Annotated in this window: 22 protein-coding genes; 18 read left to right on the top strand and 4 right to left on the bottom strand. The window is 60.1% G+C overall.

Annotated features, from left to right (window positions below; genetic code table 11):
• Positions 1–6: 6 nt before the first annotated feature.
• From V7651_RS13140 to V7651_RS18700, 10 genes are read left to right on the top strand one after another with little or no spacing between them, the layout of a single operon-like run.
• Positions 7–318, top strand: a complete 312-nt coding sequence (locus V7651_RS13140) for a TrbC/VirB2 family type IV secretion system protein (protein WP_034744347.1) — start codon at positions 7–9, stop codon at positions 316–318.
• Positions 318–590, top strand: coding sequence for a VirB3 family type IV secretion system protein (locus tag V7651_RS13135; protein WP_035540046.1), 273 nt, complete (start codon positions 318–320; stop codon positions 588–590). Before V7651_RS13140 ends, V7651_RS13135 begins: the two co-directional genes overlap by 1 nt.
• Positions 584–3,013, top strand: coding sequence for a conjugal transfer protein TrbE (gene trbE / locus V7651_RS13130; protein ID WP_034744341.1), 2,430 nt, complete (start codon positions 584–586; stop codon positions 3,011–3,013). Before V7651_RS13135 ends, trbE begins: the two co-directional genes overlap by 7 nt.
• Positions 2,998–3,720, top strand: a complete 723-nt coding sequence (trbJ, locus tag V7651_RS13125; protein WP_035540049.1) for a P-type conjugative transfer protein TrbJ — start codon at positions 2,998–3,000, stop codon at positions 3,718–3,720. The genes trbE and trbJ overlap by 16 nt, the downstream gene beginning before the upstream one ends.
• Before the next feature lie 5 nt (positions 3,721–3,725).
• Positions 3,726–5,054, top strand: coding sequence for a P-type conjugative transfer protein TrbL (gene trbL / locus V7651_RS13120; protein WP_035540113.1), 1,329 nt, complete (start codon positions 3,726–3,728; stop codon positions 5,052–5,054).
• 6 nt (positions 5,055–5,060) lie between these two features.
• Entirely contained in the window at positions 5,061–5,750 is a 690-nt protein-coding gene (gene trbF / locus V7651_RS13115; RefSeq protein WP_034744336.1) for a conjugal transfer protein TrbF, read from the top strand.
• Positions 5,751–5,756: 6 nt separating this feature from the next.
• Positions 5,757–6,773, top strand: coding sequence for a P-type conjugative transfer protein TrbG (gene trbG, locus V7651_RS13110; RefSeq protein ID WP_034744333.1), 1,017 nt, complete (start codon positions 5,757–5,759; stop codon positions 6,771–6,773).
• Positions 6,770–8,032, top strand: coding sequence for a TraB/TrbI/VirB10 family type IV secretion system protein (locus V7651_RS13105; protein WP_035540052.1), 1,263 nt, complete (start codon positions 6,770–6,772; stop codon positions 8,030–8,032). Before trbG ends, V7651_RS13105 begins: the two co-directional genes overlap by 4 nt.
• Entirely contained in the window at positions 8,029–8,256 is a 228-nt protein-coding gene (locus tag V7651_RS13100) for a DUF2274 domain-containing protein (RefSeq protein WP_035540054.1), read from the top strand. The genes V7651_RS13105 and V7651_RS13100 overlap by 4 nt, the downstream gene beginning before the upstream one ends.
• Positions 8,257–8,292: 36 nt before the next feature.
• A complete protein-coding gene (locus tag V7651_RS18700) occupies positions 8,293–8,487 on the top strand; it encodes a helix-turn-helix transcriptional regulator (protein ID WP_034744326.1) in 195 nt (64 codons plus the stop codon).
• 116 nt (positions 8,488–8,603) lie between these two features.
• On the opposite strand, the gene V7651_RS13095 is transcribed toward V7651_RS18700, so the two are convergent.
• The 3 genes from V7651_RS13095 to V7651_RS13085 form a co-directional block, all read right to left on the bottom strand.
• On the bottom strand, positions 8,604–9,836 hold the full coding sequence (locus V7651_RS13095; RefSeq protein WP_162174865.1) for a tyrosine-type recombinase/integrase: 1,233 nt from the start codon (positions 9,834–9,836) through the stop codon (positions 8,604–8,606).
• Positions 9,837–10,455: 619 nt separating this feature from the next.
• Positions 10,456–11,523 carry an alkene reductase gene (locus V7651_RS13090; RefSeq protein WP_035540056.1) on the bottom strand — a complete coding sequence of 356 codons (1,068 nt, stop codon included), beginning with the start codon at positions 11,521–11,523 and terminating at the stop codon, positions 10,456–10,458.
• Between the two features lie 114 nt (positions 11,524–11,637).
• Positions 11,638–12,045: a winged helix-turn-helix transcriptional regulator gene (locus tag V7651_RS13085; RefSeq protein ID WP_035540058.1), complete on the bottom strand. Its 408-nt coding sequence runs from the start codon at positions 12,043–12,045 to the stop codon at positions 11,638–11,640.
• Positions 12,046–12,688: 643 nt separating this feature from the next.
• On the opposite strand from V7651_RS13085, the gene V7651_RS13080 reads away from it, so the two are divergent.
• The 5 genes from V7651_RS13080 (at position 12,689) to V7651_RS13060 (ending at position 17,963) form a co-directional block, all read left to right on the top strand.
• A complete protein-coding gene (locus V7651_RS13080; RefSeq protein WP_035540061.1) occupies positions 12,689–14,116 on the top strand; it encodes a circularly permuted type 2 ATP-grasp protein in 1,428 nt (475 codons plus the stop codon).
• A gap of 4 nt (positions 14,117–14,120) precedes the next feature.
• Positions 14,121–15,062, top strand: a complete 942-nt coding sequence (locus V7651_RS13075) for an alpha-E domain-containing protein (RefSeq protein WP_035540064.1) — start codon at positions 14,121–14,123, stop codon at positions 15,060–15,062.
• Positions 15,063–15,065: 3 nt separating this feature from the next.
• Positions 15,066–15,863: a transglutaminase family protein gene (locus V7651_RS13070; RefSeq protein WP_035540066.1), complete on the top strand. Its 798-nt coding sequence runs from the start codon at positions 15,066–15,068 to the stop codon at positions 15,861–15,863.
• Positions 15,864–15,901: 38 nt separating this feature from the next.
• Complete coding sequence (locus V7651_RS13065) at positions 15,902–16,633, top strand: proteasome-type protease (protein WP_035540068.1); 732 nt, start codon at positions 15,902–15,904, stop codon at positions 16,631–16,633.
• Between the two features lie 130 nt (positions 16,634–16,763).
• Positions 16,764–17,963, top strand: a complete 1,200-nt coding sequence (locus tag V7651_RS13060; RefSeq protein ID WP_035540071.1) for a CaiB/BaiF CoA transferase family protein — start codon at positions 16,764–16,766, stop codon at positions 17,961–17,963.
• A 14-nt stretch (positions 17,964–17,977) separates the two neighbouring features.
• Here V7651_RS13060 and V7651_RS13055 read toward each other — a convergent pair whose 3' ends face one another.
• Positions 17,978–18,856, bottom strand: coding sequence for a LysR family transcriptional regulator (locus tag V7651_RS13055; protein ID WP_035540073.1), 879 nt, complete (start codon positions 18,854–18,856; stop codon positions 17,978–17,980).
• Positions 18,857–18,963: 107 nt separating this feature from the next.
• Between V7651_RS13055 and V7651_RS13050 the strand changes: the two genes are divergently transcribed.
• Genes V7651_RS13050 through V7651_RS13040 form a run of 3 tightly spaced genes read left to right on the top strand, consistent with a single transcriptional unit; the run spans position 18,964 to position 21,764 of the window.
• Positions 18,964–20,460: a CoA-acylating methylmalonate-semialdehyde dehydrogenase gene (locus V7651_RS13050; protein WP_035540076.1), complete on the top strand. Its 1,497-nt coding sequence runs from the start codon at positions 18,964–18,966 to the stop codon at positions 20,458–20,460.
• A gap of 5 nt (positions 20,461–20,465) precedes the next feature.
• A complete protein-coding gene (locus tag V7651_RS13045; RefSeq protein ID WP_035540079.1) occupies positions 20,466–20,951 on the top strand; it encodes a hypothetical protein in 486 nt (161 codons plus the stop codon).
• 36 nt (positions 20,952–20,987) lie between these two features.
• Complete coding sequence (locus tag V7651_RS13040; protein WP_035540081.1) at positions 20,988–21,764, top strand: enoyl-CoA hydratase-related protein; 777 nt, start codon at positions 20,988–20,990, stop codon at positions 21,762–21,764.
• Positions 21,765–21,767: the final 3 nt, after the last annotated feature.

The raw sequence follows: 21,767 nt of genomic DNA, 5'->3' as shown, positions 1-21,767 counted from the left end.
CGACCGATGAACCGAGATATGGGCAAAGCCCTCAGCCTGACAGCGCTTGCTGCCCTTCTTGTCCTGCCGGCCCATGCGGCGGGTTCCGGCATGCCCTGGGAAGGACCGCTGCAATCGATCCTGGAATCCATCGAGGGCCCGGTCGCCAAGATCCTCGCCACGATCGTCATCATCCTGACCGGCCTCGGCCTTGCGTTCGGGGAAAGCGGCGGCGGGATGAGGAAGCTCCTGCAGATCGTGTTCGGCCTGTCGATCGCGTTTGCGGCCACTTCGTTCTTCCTTTCCTTCTTCTCGTTCGGCGGCGGGGCGACGCTCTGATGGCTGGCCGTTCGTCCCTCCCTGAAGGCTATGTGACGCCGGTCCACCGCGCGCTCACCGAGCCGATCCTGATCGCGGGTGCGCCGCGCATGGCGACCATCGTGAACGGCACGCTCGCCGCAGCACTTGGGCTCGGTCTCCAGCTCTGGATTGTGGGGCTCGCCTATTGGCTGATCGCGCACGGGCTCTGCGTGTTTGCGGCGCGGCGTGATCCGCAATTTGTCGACGTTCTGATCCGGCACGTCCGCCACAAGGGGTATCTCGCATGCTGAACCTCCGTGAATACCGCGCCCGCCCGGCGCGCCTCGCCGACCACCTCAAATGGGCCGCGCTGATCGCGCCCGGCATCATCCTCAACAAGGATGGCAGCCTGCAGCGGACGATTGCCTATCGTGGCCCTGACCTTGAGAGCGCGACGCCGGAAGAACTGGTCTCCATCTCTGCCCGGATGAATAATCTGCTGATGCGGTTCGGGTCCGGATGGGCGCTCTGGTTCGAAGCAGACCGGCGGGATTCGACCTCGTATCCGGACAACAGCTGGCGTGATCCGGCCGCCTGGCTGGTCGACGCGGAACGCCGCGCCCAGTTCGAAGAGGTGGGCCGGCATTTTGAAACCGATTGCTATCTGACCCTCAGCTGGATGCCACCAGCCGACCGGACAGCCCGCGTCGAGCAGCTGTTCATCGAAGATCCAGCCGCAGCGCCGCGCAGCTTCTTTGCTGAAAACCTTGACCGTTTCGAAACCGAGACAGTACGGGCGCTGGACCTCATGGCGGACCTTATGCCGGAGGCACGGTTTCTGGATGACGATGAAACGCTGACCTACCTGCATGGCTGCATCTCCCTGAAACGGCATCCAGTTCGGGCACCGGAGGCGCCGATGTTCCTCGACGGCCTGCTTGCCGACACGGACGTGACCGGTGGGCTCGCCCCCATGCTCGGCGGCGAGACGCTGAAAGTCCTGACGGTGCGCAAGTTCCCGGGGACGAGCGAGCCTTGCCTCCTGGCGGAACTTGACCAGCTCGGGTTCCCGTACCGCTGGGTGACGCGGTTCATACCGCTCGACAAAGCGGACGCGGAGAAGATCCTCAACCGTTACATGCGGGCCTGGCTGGCCAAGCGCCGTTCGCTCGTGTCGTATGTCCGGGAAATCCTGACCAATGAACCGGCCACCCAGTTCAACACGGACGCCGACAATCAGGCCTCTGATGTCGACGCCGCCCTGCAGGCGCTCGGCGCAGGCCATGTCGCGTTTGGCTATTACACGGCAACGCTCGTTCTCACCCATGCCGATCCGCTGGTTGCCGAAGAACGTATCCGGGCTGCCGAACGCGTCATCAATGCCCGCGGCTTTACCGCCACCCCGGAAACCCTCAACGCCCTCGATGCCTGGCTCGGGACCCTGCCCGGCGAGGCCTATGCCAATGTGCGCCAGCCGATCCTGAATACGGTCGACCTGTCCCATATGGCGCCGCTGTCGACCCAATGGGCCGGGCCCGAGCGCAATGACCATCTGGATGGCCCGCCGCTCCTGATGGCACGTTCGGCCAGTTCCACCCCGTTCCGGCTGGTGGCGCACCAGGGTGATGTCGGGCACATGATGATTGTCGGGCCGACAGGGGCCGGCAAGTCGGTTCTTTTGTCCCTGCTCGCGCTTCAGTTCCGGCGCTATGAAGGCGCCCAGGTCTTCGTGTTCGACAAGGGAAAGTCGGCGCGCGCCATGACGATGGCGCTGGGCGGTGACTGGTATGACCTAGACCTGGGCGGCAGTCACGCGTTCCAGCCATTGAGTGAAATATCTGATGAAGGATCGCTCGCTGCCGCGCAGAACTGGATCCTGGCACTGATCGAACAGGAAGGCGTCACGATCATCCCGGAAGTACGCCAGGCCGTCTGGTCGGCGCTGAAGAGCCTGGCTGAAGCCCCGCGCCGCCAGCGCACGCTGACGGGGCTGACGGCTTTGATCCAGTCGTCGGCTTTGAGGCAAGCGCTGCAGCCTTACACGCTGGACGGGCCCTATGGCGTGCTACTCGACGCAGATGCGGACAGTTTTGCAGCGTCAGATCTGGCGTGCTTTGAAATGGAAGCCTTGATGTCGGACAGGCGCCTTGCCGCGCCTGTCCTTGCGCATCTCTTCGAGAGGCTGGAGGCGCGGTTCGACGGCCGTCCGACCTTGCTCATCCTCGACGAGGCCTGGCTCTTCCTTGATCATCCGCTGTTTGCAGGACGCCTGCGGGACTGGCTGAAGACTCTTCGCAAAAAGAACGTCTCGGTCGTGTTTGCGACACAGAGCCTGGCGGACATTACTTCGAGCGCGATTGCACCGGCCCTGATCGAAAGCGCGCCCACCCGGATATTCCTCGCCAATGCACGGGCCGAAGAACCCGGACAGGCAAAAACCTATGATGCGTTTGGTCTCAATGCCCGGCAGACCCAGCTGATCGCGCGGGCAACGCCGAAACGGGACTATTACCTGCAATGCCCGGCGGGCAACCGGCTCTTCGATCTGGAGCTGGGTCCCGTGGCGCTCGCATTCTGCGCGGCCGGGTCGAAGGCCGATCAGGTGCAGATGGATGAGGTTATGGACGTCGTGGGACCGGACGGGTTCGCTGCCGCCTGGCTCGCGGCGAAGGGGCTCGATTGGGCCTCTGACCTCATCGCTGACAGGGAGGCCGTGCCATGCGCCGCAGAGTGACCGCTGTACTCGTGGGGATGTTGGGACTGTCCCTGACGGTGCCGCGCGCAGACGCCCTGCTCGGTGTCGGTGACGTCGTGATCGACCCGACGAACCTGGTGCAGAACATCGTGACGGCCACCAATACGCTGGAGCAGATCAACAACCAGATCACGCAGCTCCAGCACGAGGCGCAAATGCTGGTGAACCAGGCCGAGGACCTCAAACGCCTCGACTATGGGTCCATCGAGCATTTGAAACGCCTGCTAGAACGGATCGACACGCTGATGCGTGAGGCCGACGAGATTTCCTACGAAGTTGAAGAGTCAGAACGCCGGTATGAGGAGGCCTTCCCGGAGAGCTACGAGGACGTCTCGAACGCAGAGATCACCGCGCAGGCAAAAGATCAGTGGCGTCTGTCGCGGGGGAGTTTTGCGGGCGCTGTGCAGGTCCAGTCAGGGATCGTGTCGGCCATTGCTGATTCTCAAGGCACGCTGAGCGAACTTGTCAGTGAGAGCCAGTCGGCTTCAGGCAATCTCTCTGTGGCCCAGGCCGGCAACCAGCTGATCGCCCTCTCTGTCGAACAGCAAATGCAGATGCAGCAGCTGATGGCGGCCCAGTACCGGATGGAGGCGGTCGAGGCTTCCCGGCGCGCCGCGCTCGAAGAGCAGGCGCGGGTCCGGCACGAACGCTTCCGCGGCGACGGCGCCGCCTACACCCGGAACTGATGGCCATGGAGGATCTCAATGTCATCGACCGGTTTGTCGCGACCTTCTCCGCCTATATCGATAGCGGGTTCGGCCTCCTACAGGGCGATGTCGCCTGGCTGACTTCGGTGCTGATCGCAATCGATGTGACGCTGGCCGGTCTCTTCTGGGCCATGGGACCGGACACGGACGTCATCGGCCGGTTCCTGAAAAAGGTCCTCTATGTCGGCGCCTTTGCCCTGATCCTCGGCAATTTCGCCCTGCTCGCCGACGTCGTGTTCCGAAGCTTTGCCCAGCTTGGACTCAATGCAACCGGCGGGACACTGACGGCAGACGACATCGTGAAGCCCGGCTTCGTCGCGGCGACCGGATTTGATGCCGCCTATCCCCTGCTGGATGAAATCCGGAAACTGACAGGCCCGATCGCCTTCTTCGAAAATATCGTGATCATCGCGGTCCTCTTCCTCGCCTGGCTGATCACGCTCCTCGCCTTCTTCTTCCTCGCGATCCAGCTCTTCGTGACCATCATCGAATTCAAGCTGACAACGCTGGCGGGCTTTGTCCTCATTCCCTTCGCGCTCTGGAACAAGACTTCGTTCCTCGCCGAGAAGGTGCTCGGCAATGTGATTGCCTCGGGCATCAAGCTCATGGTGCTCGCCATCATTGTCGGCATCGGATCCACGATCTTCACAAGCATCACATCCACGTTCGAGCCGGACAATGTGACGCTTGAGCAGGCGGCTTCCGTTATCCTGGGGTCGCTCGCCTTGCTCGCCCTCGGCTTGTTCGGGCCCGGCATTGCGACCGGCCTTGTTTCCGGCGCACCGCAGCTTGGCGCAGGCACGGCGGTCGGCACGATGGCGGGGGTTGCAGCAGGCACGGTGGCCGGAGGGACGGTTGCGAAGTCAGCCGTTTCCGCCGTGGCCGGGGGTGGCCGCAGCGCAGTCGGTGCCGCAGCCTCGATGGCAGGCGGCGCGCGTACAGCCTATTCGCTCGGCGCGGCGCGCTCCGGCAAGACGGGCATGGGCGCCGCGGCTGCGGGCGCCCGCGGCGTCGCAAGCGCAGGGGTCCAGACCGTGGCGTCAGGTGCTGCTGGGTTCGCCAAGCGCGCCTTCGGCAATCCTGGCGCAAAGGCTCAGGCGGGCAGCCGCGCTGCCTTTGCCGCGACCGGCGGAACAGGCGCCGGCCCTTCCGAGCCCCCAGCCGCCAATGACCGGTCAGCGCCCGATTGGGCAAGCCGCATCCGGCGCAGCCAGACAACCCGTGATGCCGGCATGATGGCCGCCTCTGCCGTCCGAGACGGCGACCAGCCAGGCGGTGGCACATCCGTTCAGCTCCGATCAGACGAGGATTAGACAGAGATGCTTTGGAAACGCACAACCTGCCGATACGGCGACACACCCGAACCTGTCACACCCTACCAGCGCGCGGCTCAGGCCTGGGACGACCGGATCGGCTCCTACCGGGTTCAGGCCGCAAACTGGCGCCTCGCGGCCCTCGGATCGATTGCGCTCGCGTTCGTGCTGGCAGGCGGGCTTGTCTGGCGCTCGACCCAGTCTTTTGTGACGCCGTATGTGGTTGAACTGACGACAGACGGCGCCGTACGCGCCGTCGGCCCGGCCGAGGGGCAGTACGAGCCGACCGATGCACAGATCGCGTATCATCTCGCGAACTTTGTCACAAATACGCGCTCGGTTTCCATTGATCCGGTCGTGGTGCGCCAGAACTGGCTGAAGGCCTATGCCTATGCGACCGACCGGGCCGCCGCGACACTCAACGATTATGCCCGTGACAATGACCCGTTCGCCGATATCGGACACCGCTCGGTCTCGGTCGACGTGACCAGCGTCGTACGCTCCTCCGATGACAGTTTCACCGTGCGCTGGCGCGAGACGGCATTCCGAAATGGCGCCGAGATCGACCGGTCACACCACACGGGCATCTTTTCCATTGTGATCGATCCGCCCCGCGATGTGGAAACCCTGCGAGCCAATCCGCTGGGACTCTACGTCCATGGCCTCAACTGGTCGCAAGACCACAAACAGGAGTAGATTTCCATGAAACGCCTTGCCCTGATCCTTCTCGGTGCGACTTGCCTTACGGCTTGCGAAACCTTTCCCTCTGGCGCTGGGGCGCCCGACATCTTGCTTGATGCGGAGCTGCCGGATGACACAGCGTTCGCCGAAGACCTCTTTCTCGAACCGGAAGAAGACCTGGACGGCGTGCCATCACCTGTTGTGCTGACGACCTACCACCCGGTGCCGATGCCGGGACAATTGAAGCCCCTGCCTGTTGCTGCCGCTGTCGCGTCATCGCTCAAACCCTTTGAGGCGATTGAGACTGCCAACAGCAAGGCGTCCATCGAACCCTCGCTCGACAATTACATGAACGCGATCCAAGTCTATCCCTACACAGTCGGAGCACTCTATCAGGTTTATTGCGCGCCAGAACAGGTGACCGACATCGCGCTCGAACCCGGCGAGGAGCTCTTGTCAGTGTCGGCCGGTGACACGGTCCGCTGGGTACTTGGCGACACCGTGTCGGGCACTGGCACGGCAGCGCAGGCTCACATTCTCGTCAAACCGATCCAGCCCGGCCTCCGGACAAACCTGATTGTGACGACGTCACGCCGCGCCTACCACCTCGAGCTTCAGGCATTCCAGGAGACATATATGGCCGCCGTCTCCTGGCGTTATGCGGACCAGCAACTCGTGACCCATGTTGCCAGTGCCACGTCCCGGGCTGCGGAGCCGCATGCACCGCAGGGCCTCCAGCTGGAACGCCTGAAGTTCCGCTACGAGCTTGCAGGTGACAGGCCGCACTGGCGCCCGGAGCGCGTATTCGACGATGGCCGAAAGGTCTATATCCAGTTCCCCGCCCGGCTTGACCAGGGCGATACACCCGCCCTGTTCGTGATTGGCCGCGACGGGCGCTCCCAATTGGTGAACTACCGCATGTCGGGGAATTATTATGTGGTCGACCGCCTGTTTGCGAAAGCCGAGCTCCGCCTCGGCGAGAAGAAGCAGGATGTCGTGCGGATCGCACGGTCCGATCTGGGAGATGCGGGCCGATGAGCCAGAGGTCTTCCCCAGCCTCTGAATCTCTGGAGATCCGCGGCAAGCCCCGGCCGGTCCGGCGGTTCTCGAAGCGCGCGCTTGCTATCCTGCTAGGGACAGCCAGTGCGGTCATACTCGGATCGCTGGCATTTGCGCTTCAATCCCCGGAGAGGGACAAGGCCACGGCCGGACGCGAGCTCTACGCGACCGCGAGAAAGCCGACGGCCGAAGGCCTGGAAGCGCTCCCGGCAAGCTATGGCGACGTGAAGCCCGAGGCGCCGGAACTCGGGCCGCCGCTGCCGGGTGACCTTGGCGGCCCCATCCTGAAAGCCCGGCGCGAAGGACGCATGACGTTTGATGAGGCCTATGATGCTGCACCGCCGACAGAGGTCGATACGGCCCGCCAGATGCGCGAAGCGGAACTTGCGGCGCGGGAGGCGGCCATGTCCGAAGCCGCACGCGGCAGCGGCGTGTTCTTCTCCGTTGGAGCAAGCGGGGCAAGACTGTCATCGGTGTCAGAAACAGCCGATGACAAGCGTCCCGCGCTGCAAATGCCGGACCTGTCAGCGTTCGCGAACTCTGCGTCTGGCGTGTTTGGCGCGTCGCTCAGCGAAGATCCGAACCGGCAGGAACGGAAGATGGATTTCCTCGGCGAGACGGATGACACGTCGATCTACAATCCGCACCGGCTCGAGACGCCCGTCTCCCCCTGGCAGCTGATGGCCGGGACAGTGATCCCTGCAACCCTGCTCACGGGGGTGAACTCCGACCTGCCGGGCCAGGTCATCGCGCAAGTGACGAACCCGGTCTATGATACGGTGAGCGGCGAGACGGTGCTTGTGCCGCAAGGCGCCCGCGTGATCGGCCGCTATGACAGTGTCATCGCATTCGGCCAGTCACGCGCCCTGCTTGTCTGGACGCGTATCATCATGCCTGACGGCACGTCGATCCGGATCGACAATCTCGCTGGTGTCGATGCGCGCGGATATGCCGGTCTTGAAGACAAGGTCGACTATCACTCCTGGCGCCTGCTGCAGGGCGTTGCGCTCTCAACGCTGCTCGGGGTCGGCTCCGAGCTTGCGAGCGATGATGAGGGGGACATCGCACGCGCCCTCCGCCGGTCGGCCCAGACGGGCGCAAACCAGGCGGGTCAGGACATTGTGCGCCGCAATCTCGACGTCCAGCCGACCATCACCATCCGCCCCGGCTGGCGGCTCGGCATCGTCGTCAACAAGGACATTGTCCTGAAGCCCTATGAAGGAGGCCAACAACCATGAGTGAAGTGAGTTTAAAGATCGGGCCGTTGCCGGACCGAACACCGCAGAAACTATCGATCAGCGTGGAGCCGGCGCAGGCGGCAGACCTCGATGCCTACGCCCGGGTGCATTCTGGCACCTATGGGGCTGAGACATCTGTCGCGATGCTGGTGCCGCTGATGCTCGAGGCGTTCATTGCGAGTGACAGTGGATTTCGGAAGGCACGCGCGCGTAAAGGTGCCTGACCCGACAGTATCAATTCAACAAGTGGAGTGTGAGGAATGGCCAGATTGATAACAGCAAAGCAGGTTCTCGACCTGACCGGCTACAGGAGCAGGACCACCCTTTGGAGAAAGGTGCGCGCAAAAGTCTTTCCAGCACCTGTGAAGCTGCCCGGCGACGCTGTCCGGTGGCGGGAGCAGGAAGTGCAGGACTGGATAGAGGGGGCACCGCGCCAAACCTATTCCGACAAATGAATCAAAATTTTGGTGACCGACACAGTCAGCGCCAAAAACAACCCGTATGTCTTTGACCTGGACAGTCGACTTGCACCTAAGATTTTGGATCTGGGGGGCCCGCCTCCGACACTAGGCTACTTCGCCGACGTGGCGTATTGTGACCAGGATTCCATGAGCTCTCGACGTCGTTCGGTGGCAAGATCACGTCGATAGGCCGCTTCGACAGACCCGAGCTGGTGCGCAAGTGCTTCCTCTGCGAGCTCTCTCGGGAAGGATGTCGCGTTGCCCGCCCAGTCACGAAATGTGCTTCGGAAGCCATGGATTGTATAATCATTGGCGCCAGTACCGCTCATAAGATTTCGCAAGGCAGCTTCTGACACGTGACTCGCAATTGTCGGCGATTTGAAAACGAAACCAGAGGTATCCAGCGAGCGGCGCTCGACCAAAAGCGCCAGACACGCAGAGCTCAGGGGGATGCGCTGTTCCTTGCGGGCCTTCATCCGCTCTGGGGGTATGGTCCAGACAGACTTTTCAAAGTCGATTTCCGACCAGAGTGCACCCCTGCCTTCAGATGATCTGACAGCCGTCAGGATAATAAATCGCAGGCACTGGGATGCGCAGCTGTATCTGCCCGACAGTTCCGCGAAGTAATCCGGTAATTTTGAATAGGGCATTGCCGGATGGTGCTGTCGAAGCGAGCGCATATTAGGCAAGAGCAGATCGAGATTACGCTGCCATTGTGCTGGGTTTTTGCCGTCTCTGAGGCCAAGAACCTCAGCGGCGGCAAGCACGCGTTCGATCCTTTGTTGCACACGGCGGGCTGTTTCCGGTTTCGTTTGCCAGATCGGCTTCAGACAGTTGAGCACATGTTCCGTCTTGATCTCGTCTACAGGCAGACCGGCAATCGGCTTCGCATAGTCGCGAAGCGTATTGTACCATTGCTGTCTTGCCTTTGGATTGGAAAGGCTGACCAGGTTCTTATCCATCCAATCTTTCGAAAATTCGGAAAACGTAACGCGAGCCTCCTCCTTTTGTGCGGCCAGGCGTTTTTCTTCGCGTCGCCTCATCTGTAGCTGGTGATGAGCCTCGCTGAGCGAGGTTTCAGCTGTCACCAGTTCGGCCAATTCGCCCTCTTCGAACTGTTTTCGAAGTTCAAATGCCTTTGTTCTTGCGGCCGCGAGCGTTACTGCGGGATACGCTCCCAATCCGAGGACCTGGCGTTTGCCGCCATACGTCTTCATGAAGATAAAGGTTCGAGACCCACCGGGTTGAACCTGAAGATAAAGACCACCTCCATCAGCGTAACGACCCGCCGCTTTTTTGGCATTGATCGCTCTGTCACTCAGTTTATTTATCCCCTGTGCCATCACCACTCTCGTAATTTTGTCGCAACTGTTTAGGCACGCTAGTGCTTTGCTAGTGCTTTGCTAGTGCATTTTCTAGTGCACTCGTGACGCTGGTTCGGGATGAAATCAAATGAAACAAGCTGCATCAAAAGTTCCCCACTACGGCCTTTACTGCATTGTTATTTATTGGCTTATTGTCTAATATTGGAACAACAAGGAATGGGATGAGGTTCCTATATGACGGCCTCCTCCTCCGCCACCCCCGCGATTTCCCTCTATGACCCGATATCGCCGCCGATCAGCGCACCACCACCATGCGGTAGAGCGAAGAGCTGTTTCCGCGCTATTGTCCGACTCTTCCGTGTCCAGGCCGACAGCGCGGTAGCTTTCGACCAGATCAAGACCTCCCTTTACGTCCGAGCGAACGACCTCTTCTGATGAAACCGGCCGTCCGCGCCTTGCCGCCCCCCCGGTCGATTGACGCCAAATATGAGCCAACAGCTTAGCCTTTCCCAGAGCGGAAATGTTCTGGGCAGAACGTGACGGCGGGACAAGACTTTTAAAAAATCTCGATCCGACCGCTCGCTTTATCCGTTTGCAACGGGGCGGCTGGATCGAGAAGGCTGCCTCGGCAGAAGCCTCAGCCGAGAAGCGGGTAGTCCGTGTAACCCTGCTCGCCACCCACATAGTAGGTCGCGGTGTCGGAAGGAGCCAAGGCGGCGTCGCGACGGAAGCGTTCGGGGAGATCAGGGTTGCTGATGAAGAGCGTTCCGAACGTCACTGCATCGGCCAGACCGGTGGCTATCGCCCGTTCGGCAGTGTCGCGATCATATCCAACGTTCACGATGAACTTACCGGTAAACCGCTTTCTTGCTTCGGGTGCGAGCAGATCGAGACCGTCCGGAAGTTGGGCCGGTTCCATGAAGTGGAGCATCCCTACCTTCCGCGCCTCGAGGGCTTCGACGGCAAACATGTAGGTGCCTTCCAGGTCGCTATCGCCCATGTCGTTATAAGGGATCCGGGGCGAAAGCCGGACAGACACGCGGGATGGCCCAAAGACCCGGATGGCGGCATCGGTCGCTTCGAGCAGGAAACGGGCTCGATTTTCGACAGGGCCACCATAGGCGTCGGTTCGTTTGTTGGGCCCGTCTTCGAGAAACTGGGCGGGCAGATAGCCATTGGCACCATGCACTTCCACGCCGTCGAAGCCCGCAGCCTTTGCTGCGCGTGCGGCGATCTCGTAGTCTAGGATCGTACTTTGGATCTCCTCCACGGTCATCGCCCTGGGGGTTACGGTAGGCTTCGGCCCCTCGGGCGTGAAGGCTTGGCTGTTGAAGGGGAGCGCCGACGGCGCAACGGGCAGTGCGCCGCCGTGAAAGTCCGGATGCGACGCGCGGCCCGTATGCCAGAGTTGCGCGAAAATGAGGCCTCCGGCCTCGTGAACGGCCTGGGTGACCTTTCGCCACCCTTCGATCTGTTCGTCGGTGTAAATCCCGGGCGTATTCGTCCAGCCGATCGCTTGCTCACTGATCTGCGTGCCTTCCGTGATGATGAGGCCAGCCGTGGCACGTTGGGCATAATAGCGCGCGGTCAGTTCATTCGCGACACGGTCGGGCGACCTGCCTCTCGTCATGGGAGCCATGAAGACGCGATTTCTGAATTCGAACGTATCGGTTTTCAGCGGGGACAGTAGTTTCAGCTCAGTCATTCGACGCTCCAGTTAATCTGGACGTCTAGGTATAACTTGTAAACCTGGTGTCAATTAGGAACCATAAGGTAACCTGGTAGGGCTGAGGTAACCTGACATCCGACCCGCCGGGTTCTAGTCCGTGCGATTCCCCACCTGGACGCCGCCGAAAGCGTCGTCCGATTGTCGATCATCGAAGGTCTCGCGTGCCGCATCGACCTCCGCGAGATTGTCCAGCGTCCACTGGTGCAATGCGCCCAGCGGCTTTTGCAGGCTGCGTCCCAGCGGAGTGATCTCGTACTCGACGGCCACCGGTGAGAGGGAGATGACGCGACGGTTGACCAACCCGTTGCGTTCAAGCCGGCGGAGACATTGTGTCAACGCCTTCTGGCTAACGCCCTCCAATCGCCTGCGAATTACATTGAACCGATGCGGCCGAGCGGACAGGATCGCCAATACCATTGCCGACCATTTGTCGGCAATCTGATCGAAAAGGCCCCGGCTGCGGCAGTCCGACGAAAAGCAGATCGATTCCAGTTCCATGGGGGCGTGCACCTAACGTTTCATCCAAAATCAGTATTTAACGCGCCCTAGTATACATTGTAAACTTCTGTATCTCGGCGCTCCGCTCGAATCTGGAACGTCGAGTTCCTGCCGAGTCAGCACTTGTACTCTCATACCGGCGGACTCCCCCGCCGATGCCTAACGCGTTAAGCTCCATGCTCCGGTGGCGGGAGCGTCAGCTCTCGCCGGAAGCCGCCCTTCAATGGGAGAGGCCGGAATGACGGCTTCGTCCCAGTTATTGCCGTTTGATTAAGCGGTCGCGCAGGTTTGCCAGACCGGCAGATCCAAGGAGCAAGTGCGCGGCCCGCCACGTGGCCTTATGGATACCCGGCAGTCCTTTTACAAATTTCAGATAACGCAAAAGGCGGTTGCAGATTTACAAGACATGATGAGTGGCGCTTCGGTCGGGAGAAAGCGGAACTCCAATCAGTGCCGGGTGGCTGTCAGATCGGCGCCTTAGTTGCAAGGAGCCCGGCAGCACTCTTTCCCAACTGTCGCATACTTGCTCGCTTCTAAATCGCATCTGCATCAGCCTGCTGAAAACCTGCTCAGGCTGATGGCTCTCTTGGGCTCATGGTTCTCCCCCCTTGCAACGATTAAGTATTTGGTGCGTTGTGGATCTATGGGTGGCAGTACAGTTTTCTTTGATGAAATGCGTGGACCGGATGAATCGGCACGTCAGCCCTACGCTGAATACTGTGCCTGGCTCGAATCCGTCAAAATAAACGAGCTTCACAAGAAGTCTCGCGAAGCCGAAACATTCTTCAGGCGCACCGGCATTACTTTTAATGTTTATGGCGAGAAAGATGCTGACGAACGGCTTATTCCGTTCGATCTGGTTCCCCGCATCATAGATGGCAAGGAATGGCGCCTGCTTGTTCGCGGCATCGAACAGCGGGTCAAGGCGATCAATGCCTTCCTGCACGACATCTATCACCGTCAGGAAATTCTCCGTGCGGGTCGGATCCCGGAACATCTTATCGCCAATAACGAGGCCTTCCTGCCCGAAATGATCGGTGTGACCCCGCCCGGCGGCGTCTACACCCACATTGTCGGCGTCGATCTCGTGCGCACCGGGGCCAACGAGTTCTACGTTCTGGAAGACAATGCCCGCACCCCGTCGGGTGTGTCCTACATGCTCGAAAACCGGGAAACCATGCTGAAGATGTTCCCGGAACTCTTCTCGCAGATCAAGGTCCAGCCGATCAGCAACTATCCTACCCTTCTCCGGCGCTCGCTCGGCAAGTGCGCCCCGGTGCGCAGTGAAGGGCGACCCACCGTGGCGGTCCTGACGCCTGGCCTTCACAACTCTGCCTATTTCGAACACGCCTTCCTCGCCGATCAGATGGGCGCCGAACTCGTCGAGGGCCACGACCTGCGTGTGGTGGACGGTCGTGTCGCCATGCGCACCACCCAAGGCTACCAGCCGGTCGACGTCCTCTATCGCCGCATCGACGACGAATATATTGATCCACTGAACTTCAACCGGTCCTCAATGCTGGGCGTGCCGGGCATTATGGACGTCTATCGTTCTGGCGGTATTACCCTTGCCAATGCACCGGGTACGGGCATCGCTGACGACAAGGCCATATATTCCTACATGCCTGATATCGTTGAGTTCTATACCGGCCAGACGGCTATCTTGAAGAACGTTCCGACCTATCGTTGCTCCGAAGCGGACTCGCTGAAATACGTTCTGGAAAACCTGCACGAACTCGTCGTTAAGGAAGTTCACGGCTCTGGTGGCTATGGCATGCTTGTTGGCCCAGCCGCGAGCAAGCGTGAACTCGCAGCTTTCCGCGCGAAACTCATCGCCAAGCCATCAAACTATATCGCGCAGCCGACGCTGGCCCTCTCAACGGTGCCCGTCCTGACCCGCAGCGGCCTCGCGCCGCGCCACGTTGATCTACGGCCCTACGTGCTCGTCTCGCCGGATAATATTGACATAACGCCCGGTGGGCTGACCCGCGTTGCGATGAAACAGGGTTCGCTGGTCGTCAATTCCAGCCAGGGTGGCGGCACCAAAGACACATGGGTGCTGGAGGAATGACGTCATGCTAGGCAAGACCGCCGGTGGATTGTTCTGGCTCTCCCGTTACCTTGAGCGAAGTGAAAATACGGCGCGGCTGGTCGAAGCTGGGTTTCGTATGGCCCTGACGCGCGCCGCCGCTGGGGAAGACGAATGGGCCTCCGTTCTGACCACGGTCGGGTGTCTCAATGCCTACAGGGCCAAGCACGAAACGATCGCGCCCAATAGCGCCGTCGACTTTTTGCTTCGCGACAAGACCAATCCCATGAGCGTCTACAGTGTTATGCAGATGGCGCGCGATAATGCCCGCGCGACCCGTACGGCCCTTACCCGCGAAGTCTGGGAAGCGGTGAATGATGGCTGGATGGTGCTAAAGGAGATGTTGCGGAGGCCGGTCGCTCAGGCCGACCTGCCAAATGTCCTCTCCACCGTGCGTCAGCAAAGCGCGCTTGTGCGCGGCGCCCTCCAGGGCACGATGCTTCGCAATGACATCTTCAGTTTCTCGCGCATCGGTTCGCTGATTGAACGCGCCGACAATACGGCCCGCATCCTTGACGTTAAATACTATGTTCTTCTGCCCACTGGCGCCCCTGTGGGTTCGTCGCTCGACAATGTGCAATGGGAAATGATCCTGCGCTCCGCCTCGGCCGAAAGCTCCTTCCACTGGCTCAACGCCGGCAACGTCACACCGAAGGCGATTGCCGAGTTTCTTATACTTGACGCGCGGATGCCGCGTTCGCTCGCTTTCTGCTATGACGGGCTGATCGATTCACTGCGGGAACTTGGCGTCGAATATGGCGACACGCGCCCAAGCCACGATCTCGCGGCGAAACTGGAAGCGCGCCTAACCGGTCGCACGATCGATAACATCATAGACTCCGGTCTCCACGAATTCATCCGGGAGTTCATCAAGGCCAATGCGGCGCTCGCCTCTCAGGTGGAGCAGGATTACAGGTTCTACGAGTAAATCATGAGACTGCATATCAGCCACACGACACGCTATTCCTATGACCAGCCCGTCCCGTACGGCCTGCAGCAGATACGGCTGACCCCAAAGCCCTGCGACAGCCAGACAATAGACAATTGGACCATCGAAATTGAAGGCGGTCGCGAGGAATGTGCTTTCAATGACCAGCACGGGAATCGCGTGCAACTACTAAGCCTCGACCCCGGTGAGAACGGCATTTCGATCACCTGTACCGGCGATGTCGACACAATTCCGACTAACGGAGTGGTCGGCCTTCATTCCGGGCATGCGCCCCTCTGGTATTACAAGCGCCAGACGGCGTTGACCCAACCCGGCAAACTCATTCGCAAGCTCGCCAGCGACATGCCTGAAAATCCCAATACGATTGAACGTCTGCATGACCTGTCAAGCACGATACGGGAGGCCATCGGCTACGAAACGGACCGGACAGATACAGGTACAACCGCCGAGGAAGCGCTCAAGGTCGGTCATGGCGTCTGCCAGGATCACGCGCACACCTTCGTAAGTGCGGCGCGCCTTCTGGGCTTTCCTGCACGCTATGTCAGCGGCTATCTGATGATGAATGACCGTATCCATCAGGAGGCAAGCCATGCGTGGGCCGAGGCATTTGTGCCTGATGTTGGCTGGATCGGCTTTGACATCTCAAATGTGATCTCGCCAGACGAACGTTACGTGCGCATCGCGACGGGCCTGGACTATGAAGAAGCCGCTCCCATCGCGGGAATAGTCTTTGGGGATGGCGTGGAATCCCTGCTTGTCACCCTTCAGGTCCAGCAGTAACCCTTGATGTCCAATCAGGGAAAATCGGCGGGGATCGTATGACCTACTGTGTGGCACTGCGCCTCGACGAGGGGCTTCTGTTCATGTCCGACACGCGCACAAATGCGGGTGTCGACAACATCTCCACATTCAAGAAGATGTTCACATGGTCCGTCGAAGGTGACCGCGTCATCACAATCATGACCGCTGGCAACCTGGCCACAACACAGGCCGTAATCAGCTTGCTTGATGAGCGATCCGTGATCCCGGCTGATCGCAAGCAGACCTTGCTGGCAGCGCCGACCATGTTTCAGGTCGCGCGTCTCGTAGGTGACACGCTGAAGGAAGTCATCCACTCTCAGGCCGAAGGCCAGCAGGAGTCAGAAAGCACCTTCAGTGCTACCATGATCGTCGGCGGCCAGATCAGAGGCATGGAGCCACGCCTCTTCCTGATCTATCCGGAGGGCAACTTCATCGAGGCCAGTGAGGAAACCCCCTTCTTTCAGATCGGGGAGACCAAGTATGGCCGCCCCATCATCCTGCGCGCCTTTGATCCGTCGATGAGCTTCGAACAGGCCATCAAGCTGCTCTATGTCTCATTCGACTCGACTCTGAAGGCCAATCTGGCTGTCGGCATGCCCCTCGATATGCACGCCTACAGTATCGACACATTTGAAACAGGTATTGTGAGCCGTATTCCGCCGGAAGATCCCTATTTCAAGGTGATCTCCTCGGGTTGGGGCGAAGCCCTGAAGGAAGCCTTCGACAAGCTGCCCGATTTCAAATTCTGACGATCTGCCCCTGGCTCTGTCTTTCTAACGCTGCGTCAATCGCTTCGTGTGAGGGCACAGGACTTCCCTTTTCATTTCCGAGCGTCCAACCTCGTGCCAGAAAATTGAGAACCGGCACAGGGATTGAGGAATGCTCGAAGGATTGAAAGTCATTGAATACGCGACCTACATGGCCGCGCCGGGAGCCGGGTGCATTCTGTCCGACTGGGGCGCAGAGGTCATCAAGATCGAGCCACCGGGCGGCGACCCGATCCGGAATTTCTTCCGCACCATCGGCACCGATTACCAGGACAATCCTGTCTTCGACTTCGACAATCGCGGCAAGAAATCCATCGTCGTCGACACAACCACCGAAGAAGGCCAGGATATCGTCCGCAAGCTTGCCTCCGACGCTGACGTCTTCCTCACCAATGTGCGCCCCGGCGGCCTGGCACGGTCGGGCATGGACCATGAAAGCCTACGCAGCCTGAACCCGAAGCTCGTCTATTGCTCGCTTACCGGCTACGGCCTTGAAGGCCCGGACGCAGACCGCCCCGGTTTCGATATCGCGAGTTTCTGGAGCCGAACGGGCGTTGCGCGTCTCACCATTCCCAAGGGCGAAGATCCCTACGCCCTGCGCACCGCCTTTGGCGACCACACCACGTCCATGTCTGCCGCCGCGGGCATATGCGCCGCCCTTGTCGAGGCCCAACGCACAGGCAAAGGTCGCCTCGTGGAAGCCTCCCTCTTCCGCACCGGCCTTTATGCTATGGGCTCTGACTTTGCGATTCAGCTCTTCTTCGGCCGCATTGCCTCTACCAAAAGCCGCACCGAGCAAATCGTCCCGATCTCCAACTTCTACCAGACGAAAGACGGCCACTGGATATGTACCGTCGCTCGTCAGGGCGACGTCGACTGGGTCCCAATGTGCAAGGTGATCGACCGCGAAGACCTCGCCGAAGACCCGCGTTTCACCACCTCCAAGGCTCGCCGGCAGAACATGGGGGAAGTAATCGCCCTCATCGACGAAGGCTTTGCCAAATATACCAAGGCGGAAATCTCCGAGCGGCTCGACGCGAACTCCATCGCCTGGGCTCCCGTCCAGACGCTGGGCGAAGTTGCCGAAGATCCTCAGGCTTTTGCGTCCGGCGCCATCGTGCAAACGCCGAGTTCCAAAGGTGATGGGTCGACCTATGCGTCGCCTGCGTCGCCGGTCCGCTTCCCGGGCGCAGACGATGGCCCCAAGGGGCCCTCCCCGCGCATGGGCGAGCATACGCGTGAAGTGCTTGCGGGGCTTGGGATGGAGGAAGCCAGGATCGACGCGCTGCTCAAGTCCTCCGTCGTGGCGTAATCGGCCGGTGCGGATCAGAACTCTGCCTGACGCTTTTTCACCAGGTCAGCCAGATAGTCCGACAGGACCCTGATCCGCGCCAGCGACGCCACATCCTCGTGAACGGCGAGCCAGAATGACCTTTTGACGTCGATCTCATGCGCCAGAACGGGCACGAGCTCTGCGTGTCGTGACGCAATGAATTTTGGAAGGATGCAAAGCCCCGCGCCCGCCCGCGTCATTTCCGTCTGCGCGATGATGCTCGGGCTTGAGAGCGCATGATTTAGCCCCGGCAGCACATCATCGAAATATCTCAGCTGTGGCGAATAGATTAGATCGTCTACATACCCGATGAGTTTATGCGAGCCAAGTTCGTCGATGGAATTGATCGTCGGGTGCGCGGCCAGATAGGCTTTGCTGGCATACAGCTGTAGCGAATAGTCGGTCAGCTTACGCACCTTCAGCCGCCCCGCTTTGGGCCGTGTCAGCAGCACCGACATGTCAGCTTCCCGCTTCGGCACGCTGACCAGTCCAGAGAGGGCGATAAGGTCAATCGCAATGCCGGGCCACTCCGCCACGAAATCCGCAAGCGCGGGCGCGACGAAGGCCGTTCCGAAGCCCTCCGTCACGCCAAGCCGTACCTTTCCGATCAACGATCTTTCGCCATCACCAGACTCGCCGACCGCCAGTGCCAGCGCTTCCATAGCTTCCACGCGCGCCGCAAGCGATTCACCTTCAGGTGTGAGTACGTGCCCCCGTCGCGTGCGTTCAAACAGAGTCTGCCCCACATCCGATTCCAGTCGCCGCAGCCTCCGGCTCAGCGTTGTTGGATCCTGCTGGAGCTGGGCCGCCGCAAGGTCGAGCTTCTGCTGCCGACTCACCACAAGAAAGAGTTTAAGGTCATCCCAGTTCATCAAAATCTACCTGCATAAACGCAGCCACAAGCTGCATTTATGTACATTTACCAGACTATACACGGGTCTTAGACTGGCCAAATCAGAAGACAAAGGGAATTCAACGCATGCGCGACGTCCACCATTTCATCGACGGCAAACAGGTCACCGGCACATCGGGCCGCTTCGGCGACATCTACAATCCGAACACCGGTGAGGTTCAGGCGCGCGTGCAGCTGGCAACGGAAGCCGAACTCGACGCAGCCGTCCAAAGCGCTCAGGCCGCCTTCTTCGGCTGGTCCACGACCAATCCCCAGCGCCGCGCGCGCGTCATGTTCGAATTCAAGCGCCTGCTCGAAGCCAATATAAACGAACTCGCCGAACTCCTCTCCTCCGAACATGGCAAGGTCGTCGCGGACTCCAAGGGTGACGTTCAGCGCGGTATCGACGTGGTCGAATTCGCCTGCGGCATCCCGCACCTCCAGAAAGGCGAATATACCGAAGGCGCAGGCCCCGGCATCGACGTCTATTCCATGCGCCAGCCGCTCGGCGTCGTCGCCGGCATCACGCCCTTCAACTTCCCCGCCATGATCCCCTGCTGGATGTCCGCCGTCGCCATCGCCTGCGGCAACACATTCATCCTGAAGCCCTCCGAAAAAGACCCGTCAGTTCCCCTGCGCCTCGCCGAACTCTTCATGGAAGCAGGCGCGCCAGCTGGCGTCCTGAACTGCGTCCACGGTGACAAGGTCTCCGTCGATGCGATCCTCAAGCACCCTGACATCAAGGCCGTCAGCTTCGTCGGCTCGTCCGACATCGCCCAGTACGTCTATGCCACCGGCACAGCTCACGGTAAGCGCGTGCAGGCCATGGGTGGCGCGAAAAATCACGGCATCATCATGCCCGACTGCAACATGGAACAGGCCGTCAAGGATATCGTTGGCGCGGCTTACGGCTCCGCTGGCGAACGCTGCATGGCCCTTCCTGTCGCCGTCACTGTCGGCAAGAAGACCGGTGACGAGTTCGTTGAGCGTATGCTGGATGCCGCGCGCGGCCTCACGGTCGGCATCTCGACCGACACAGAAGCCCATTACGGCCCCGTCGTCTCTGCGGCCCACAAGGCCAAAATCGAATCCTACATCCAGATGGGTGTCGATGAAGGCGCCGACCTGCTTTTGGACGGACGTGGCCACACACTGCAGGGCCACGAAAATGGCTTCTTCGTCGGCCCGTCGCTGTTCGACAATGTGAAGCCGCACATGCAGTCCTACAAGGAAGAGATCTTCGGCCCCGTCCTTCAGGTCGTGCGCGCTGAAACCCTGGAAGAAGCTGCCGCGCTTCCCTCCAACCACCAGTACGGCAACGGCTGCGCGATCTTCACGTCCAACGGGCGCGCCGCGCGCGAGTTCGCTGCGCAGGTCAATGTCGGCATGGTCGGCATCAACGTGCCGATCCCGGTGCCGGTGAGCTATCACACGTTCGGTGGCTGGAAGCGTTCAGCCTTCGGCGACACCAATCAGCACGGCCCCGAAGGCGTCCGTTTCTGGACGAAGATCAAGACAATTACCCAAAGATGGCCCGAAGGTGATATCGGAGACCAGGCATTCATCATTCCGACCATGGGCTAGTCTTTATGCAAATGAATCAACTGCGGAAAATTCACTATTGGTCCACGGGTCTGCTCAAGCGTTTTTTGATTCTCTTCCTCGCTATCCACGCTTCAAGCGCGTGGGCAGAGGAGCGCAATATTACTGTCATAGGTGAGTTGCAGATCGAAAGTTCAGGGAGTCTGACCGTTAGCGATCCAAAAACGGTCATTGATTTTGCGTTGCTCTCCATACTCAGTGAAGACGCGACCATAGGTGGAGCATATGTTGGCAATGCCCCGTCGATCTCTGAGGAGACGATAGAGGTGTCCTGCGCTAATCCCAGTAGTATTCGCTTATATCGAACTGTCGGATCCAGTGACGATCAGATTAGTTTCTTGATGCAGTCTTCAAATGACTGGCCCCAATACGTTCATATTTGGCTGTATTCTCAAAGGGACTTGCCGGAAATCGCTTCTTCAATTGCGTTCAAATTTCAAAATGGCGAACAATGCCTGCTCCCGAAAGAATGACGTCTAAACAATTATCACTGAAAACGGTCCAAAATCATGAGTAACTTTGACACGATCACCTTCGAGCATAACGGGCGCGTCGCCCTCGTCACACTGAACCGTCCCGAGAGCCTCAATGCGCTGAACCAGCAAGTGATGGCCGAAGTGGCGACCCTTTTTGCCGAGATCGACCGCAACCCGGATATCGCGGTCACCGTGCTCACCGGCGAGGGCCGCGCCTTCGCCGCCGGGGCCGACATCAAGGAGATGCAGCCCCAAGGCTTCTCCGACATGTATGTCGAGGACTATTTCGCTGGCTGGGACCGTTTTGCCGCCTGCCGCAAGCCCGTCATCGCGGCCGTTAATGGCTTCGCCCTCGGCGGCGGCTGCGAACTTGCCATGATGTGCGACCTGATCATTGCCTCAGAGAAAGCCAAGTTCGGCCAGCCCGAGATCAAGCTCGGCGTGACGCCCGGCATGGGCGGCTCGGTCCGCCTCACCAAGGCGGTCGGTAAGGCCAAGGCCATGGACATGGTCCTGACCGGCCGCATGATCGACGCCGCAGAGGCTGATCGCATCGGCCTCGTTTCCCGCGTCGTGCCCCATGACGAGCTGATGAGCACTGTGATGGAAGTGGCAGAGACGATCGGCACCTACTCCCTGCCCTCGATCATGGCCGCCAAGGAAATGGTCGGCCGCGCGCTCGAGCTACCCACAACGGAAGGCGTCCGCTTCGAGCGCCGCCTCTTCCAGGGCCTCTTCGGCACGAAAGACCAGAAGGAAGGCATGGAAGCCTTCACCGCAAAACGCGACCCGAAATTCACGGATCGCTAGGAG

The sequence above is a fragment of the Hyphomonas oceanitis genome (assembly GCF_036964545.1).
Lineage (GTDB): Bacteria > Pseudomonadota > Alphaproteobacteria > Caulobacterales > Hyphomonadaceae > Hyphomonas > Hyphomonas oceanitis.
The sequence above is the reverse complement of the archived record's forward strand: the minus strand, read 5'-3'. Positions and strand labels throughout refer to the sequence as shown.

Bases quoted from the DNA above. Each gene is read 5' to 3' on its own strand.
- V7651_RS13100 (WP_035540054.1), top strand. From the start codon at position 8,029: ATGAGTGAAGTGAGTTTAAAGATCGGGCCGTTGCCGGACCGAACACCG.
- V7651_RS13140 (WP_034744347.1), top strand. From the start codon at position 7: ATGAACCGAGATATGGGCAAAGCCCTCAGCCTGACAGCGCTTGCTGCC.
- V7651_RS13085 (WP_035540058.1), bottom strand. From the start codon at position 12,045: ATGGAACTGGAATCGATCTGCTTTTCGTCGGACTGCCGCAGCCGGGGC.
- trbL (WP_035540113.1), top strand. From the start codon at position 3,726: ATGGAGGATCTCAATGTCATCGACCGGTTTGTCGCGACCTTCTCCGCC.
- trbF (WP_034744336.1), top strand. From the start codon at position 5,061: ATGCTTTGGAAACGCACAACCTGCCGATACGGCGACACACCCGAACCT.
- V7651_RS13050 (WP_035540076.1), top strand. From the start codon at position 18,964: ATGCGCGACGTCCACCATTTCATCGACGGCAAACAGGTCACCGGCACA.
- V7651_RS13090 (WP_035540056.1), bottom strand. From the start codon at position 11,523: ATGACTGAGCTGAAACTACTGTCCCCGCTGAAAACCGATACGTTCGAA.
- V7651_RS13045 (WP_035540079.1), top strand. From the start codon at position 20,466: ATGCAAATGAATCAACTGCGGAAAATTCACTATTGGTCCACGGGTCTG.
- V7651_RS13135 (WP_035540046.1), top strand. From the start codon at position 318: ATGGCTGGCCGTTCGTCCCTCCCTGAAGGCTATGTGACGCCGGTCCAC.
- V7651_RS13075 (WP_035540064.1), top strand. From the start codon at position 14,121: ATGCTAGGCAAGACCGCCGGTGGATTGTTCTGGCTCTCCCGTTACCTT.
- V7651_RS13070 (WP_035540066.1), top strand. From the start codon at position 15,066: ATGAGACTGCATATCAGCCACACGACACGCTATTCCTATGACCAGCCC.
- V7651_RS13105 (WP_035540052.1), top strand. From the start codon at position 6,770: ATGAGCCAGAGGTCTTCCCCAGCCTCTGAATCTCTGGAGATCCGCGGC.
- V7651_RS13040 (WP_035540081.1), top strand. From the start codon at position 20,988: ATGAGTAACTTTGACACGATCACCTTCGAGCATAACGGGCGCGTCGCC.
- trbE (WP_034744341.1), top strand. From the start codon at position 584: ATGCTGAACCTCCGTGAATACCGCGCCCGCCCGGCGCGCCTCGCCGAC.
- V7651_RS13095 (WP_162174865.1), bottom strand. From the start codon at position 9,836: ATGGCACAGGGGATAAATAAACTGAGTGACAGAGCGATCAATGCCAAA.
- V7651_RS18700 (WP_034744326.1), top strand. From the start codon at position 8,293: ATGGCCAGATTGATAACAGCAAAGCAGGTTCTCGACCTGACCGGCTAC.
- V7651_RS13080 (WP_035540061.1), top strand. From the start codon at position 12,689: ATGGGTGGCAGTACAGTTTTCTTTGATGAAATGCGTGGACCGGATGAA.
- V7651_RS13060 (WP_035540071.1), top strand. From the start codon at position 16,764: ATGCTCGAAGGATTGAAAGTCATTGAATACGCGACCTACATGGCCGCG.
- V7651_RS13055 (WP_035540073.1), bottom strand. From the start codon at position 18,856: ATGAACTGGGATGACCTTAAACTCTTTCTTGTGGTGAGTCGGCAGCAG.
- trbG (WP_034744333.1), top strand. From the start codon at position 5,757: ATGAAACGCCTTGCCCTGATCCTTCTCGGTGCGACTTGCCTTACGGCT.
- V7651_RS13065 (WP_035540068.1), top strand. From the start codon at position 15,902: ATGACCTACTGTGTGGCACTGCGCCTCGACGAGGGGCTTCTGTTCATG.
- trbJ (WP_035540049.1), top strand. From the start codon at position 2,998: ATGCGCCGCAGAGTGACCGCTGTACTCGTGGGGATGTTGGGACTGTCC.